The sequence below is a fragment of the Streptomyces sp. 13-12-16 genome, from assembly GCF_002114215.1.
In the GTDB taxonomy this organism is placed as follows: Bacteria; Actinomycetota; Actinomycetes; order Streptomycetales; family Streptomycetaceae; genus Streptomyces.
In genome coordinates this window covers 1-2,734 of sequence record NZ_NCTE01000757.1, presented here as the reverse complement: position 1 = coordinate 2,734, position 2,734 = coordinate 1, and the positions used below count along the sequence as shown (strand labels likewise).

3 protein-coding genes and 1 pseudogene are annotated in these 2,734 nt (G+C 75.6%); 2 read left to right on the top strand and 2 right to left on the bottom strand.

What is annotated here, in order from left to right; translation table 11 throughout:
- A partial coding sequence (locus B7767_RS28075; RefSeq protein ID WP_143652667.1) for an FAD-dependent oxidoreductase occupies positions 1-271 on the bottom strand: 271 nt, incomplete at its 3' end.
- Positions 268-876, bottom strand: a complete 609-nt coding sequence (locus tag B7767_RS28070; protein WP_085574615.1) for a TetR/AcrR family transcriptional regulator — start codon at positions 874-876, stop codon at positions 268-270. The genes B7767_RS28075 and B7767_RS28070, both read right to left, overlap by 4 nt.
- An 82-nt stretch (positions 877-958) precedes the next feature.
- On the opposite strand from B7767_RS28070, the gene B7767_RS28065 reads away from it, so the two are divergent.
- The gene (locus tag B7767_RS28065) at positions 959-2,551 is read left to right on the top strand and encodes an FAD-binding oxidoreductase (RefSeq protein WP_085574614.1); all 1,593 of its coding nucleotides are present in this window, start codon (positions 959-961) and stop codon (positions 2,549-2,551) included.
- Positions 2,552-2,606: 55 nt separating this feature from the next.
- Positions 2,607-2,734 (top strand): annotated as a pseudogene (locus B7767_RS48400) (diacylglycerol kinase family lipid kinase); the annotation flags it as partial.

The window sequence follows — 2,734 nt, the reverse complement described above, 5'->3', positions numbered from 1 at the left end:
CGACGTCGAGCCGACCGGAGGCGAGATAGCGCAGCCCGCCGTGGATGAGCTTGCTGCTGAACCGGGACGTGCCGAAGGCCAGGTCGTGGGCGTCGACGGCGACCACGTCCAGCCCGCGCGCCGCGGCGTCCAGCGCCGCCCCGGCGCCCGTGGCACCGAGGCCGACGACCAGCACGTCGACGACGGGGCCGCCCACGGAATCGGCCAGTTCACGCGCGCGCCGGCCGGCGGACAGGGAGAAGGCGGGGGCGGGGCCGCCGGGGGAGTTCATGGCGTGAGGGTCCTCTCCAGGATGTCGCCCAGCTCGCCGAGGAACGCCTCGGCGGCGAGCTCGGGGTCGTCCTCGTCGGTCATGGTCCGCAGGGACAGGGTGAAGGACTGCACGATCAGCAGCACCGACCGCGCCTGCCGTTCGGGGTGGGCGGCGCGCACCGAGCCGTCGGCGTGCCCCTGGCGCAGGAAGTCGGCCAGCACTTCCAGCAGCGCCTCCTGGCTCGCCCCGCGACGGTCCAGCACGTAGGGCAGGAGCAGCTCGGGGTCCACGTCGAGGATCTTCCGGAAGAGCGGATGGGCGCCGAAGGCGCGGACCGCCGCCACCAGTCCTTCGGTGATCACGTCGCGGGTGGGCGTCCCCGGTCCGGGTTCGGGGATCGCCCCGGTGGCCACCGCGATCCACTCCCGGGTCATCAGGTCGCCGACCAGCGACCGCACATCGGGCCACCGCCGGTACAGCGTCATCCGGGAGACCCCGGCGCGGCGGGCCACGTCGGTGAGCGTGGTGCGGCGGACCCCGACGGCCAGGACGCAGTCCCGCACCGCGTCGAGCACCGCGTCGTTGTCCGGACCGCCGGAACCGTTGTGACGAATAGGCGTCATGTGTCACAGTGTAACGCCACGGCGGCCGTCGGGTGACCTCGACGGCCCCGCTCATTCCGACCGACCGGTGAGGACGACAGCCATGGACATGCTGTGGAGCGGCTGGGGGGACCCGGCCGAGGCGACGCCGCTGCCCGACACGGTGATCGGGCTGTTGCGCGATCTGCTCGGCGTGAAGCCGCGCGAGGCCGCACCCGTGGCCATCGAGGACCTGACCGTCCCGGAGAGCCCGCTGACGCCGGCCGCGCGCCGCGCCCTGATCGCGGCCCTGGGCGGCGAGGCCCATGTGTGCACCGACGCGGAGACGCGCGTCCGGCACACCCGCGGCAAGTCCACCCCCGACCTGCTGCGCATCCGCGAGGGTGACCTCGCCGCCGTCCCGGCCGCCGTCCTCCTGCCCGGCGGTCACGACGAGGTGCTCGCCGTCCTGCGGGTGTGCGCCGAACACGGCCTGCCGCTGGTGCCGTTCGGCGGCGGCACCTCCGTCGTCGGCGGCCTCGCCCCCGAACCGCGCGGTGCCTTCGTCGCCCTGGACCTGCGGCGCATGGACGGCCTGCTCGCCCTCGACCCGGTCTCCCGCACCGCCACCCTGGGGCCCGGCCTCCGCGCCCCGCGGGCCGAGGAGCTGCTCGCCGGACACGGCTTCACCCTCGGCCACTTCCCCCAGTCCTACGAGTGGGCCACCATCGGCGGCTTCGCCGCCACCCGCTCCAGCGGCCAGGCGTCCGCCGGCTACGGCCGCTTCGACGAGATGGTGCTCTCCCTCACCCTCGCCACCCCCGAGGGCACCCTCGACACCGGCCGCGCCCCGCGTTCGGCCGCCGGGCCCGACCTGCGCCAGCTCGTCCTCGGCTCGGAGGGCGCGTTCGGCGTCATCACCTCCGTCACCGTACGCGTCCGGCCCGTCCCGCGGACCCGCGTCCACGAGGGCTGGCACTTCCCCACGTTCGAGGAGGGGACCACCGCCCTGCGGCGGCTCGCCCAGGACGGACCGCGGCCCACCGTGCTGCGCCTGTCCGACGAGACCGAGACGCTGATCGGCCTGGCCGACCCCGACGCGATCGGCTCCGGCGCACGCCAGGCCGCCGGCTGCACGGCGATCGCGGGGTACGAAGGCACGGAGGAGGACACGGAGTACCGCAGGAAGCGCGCCGCGGCCGTCCTGCGCGCGTGCGGCGGCACCCCCCTGGGCGAGGAGCCGGGCCGTCGCTGGGCACACGGCCGCTACTCGGCCCCGTACCTGCGCGACGCGCTCCTGGACGCAGGGGCCTTCGCGGAGACGCTGGAGACGGCGGCCTTCTGGTCCCGCCTCCCCGGCCTGTACGCCTCCGTCCGCGAGGCGCTCACCGCCACCCTCACCGGGGCCGGCACCCCGCCGCTGGTCATGTGCCACATCTCCCATGTCTACGAGAACGGTGCCTCGCTCTACTTCACCGTGGTCTCGGCCCAGGGCGAGGACCCCGTGGCGCACTGGGCGCGTGCCAAGCGCGCCGCGGGCGAGGCGATCCTCGCCGCCGGCGGCACGATCAGCCACCACCACGGGGTGGGCACCGACCACCGGGACTGGTACGTCCGCGAGGCGGGCCCGCTCGGTGTCGACGCCCTGCGCGCCGTGAAGCGGCGGCTGGACCCGGCGGGGCTGCTCAACCCCGGCGTCCTGCTGCCCGCCGGCTGACCCGGAACCCCTGACCGCCCTCTCCCGTCCCGTCGGCCCGCCCGGAGGCACCCCGATGCGCCAGTTCACCGCCGTCGTCAACCCCACCGCGGGCGCGGCCACCGCAGCGGCGGCCCTGCTCGCCCTGGCCCGGCACCTCCGCGAGGAGGGCGCCGACCTGCGGACCGAGTACAGCCACAGCCT

Coding starts and splice junctions, on each gene's coding strand:
- B7767_RS28070 (WP_085574615.1), bottom strand. CDS start 876: ATGACGCCTATTCGTCACAACGGTTCCGGCGGTCCGGACAACGACGCG.
- B7767_RS28065 (WP_085574614.1), top strand. CDS start 959: ATGGACATGCTGTGGAGCGGCTGGGGGGACCCGGCCGAGGCGACGCCG.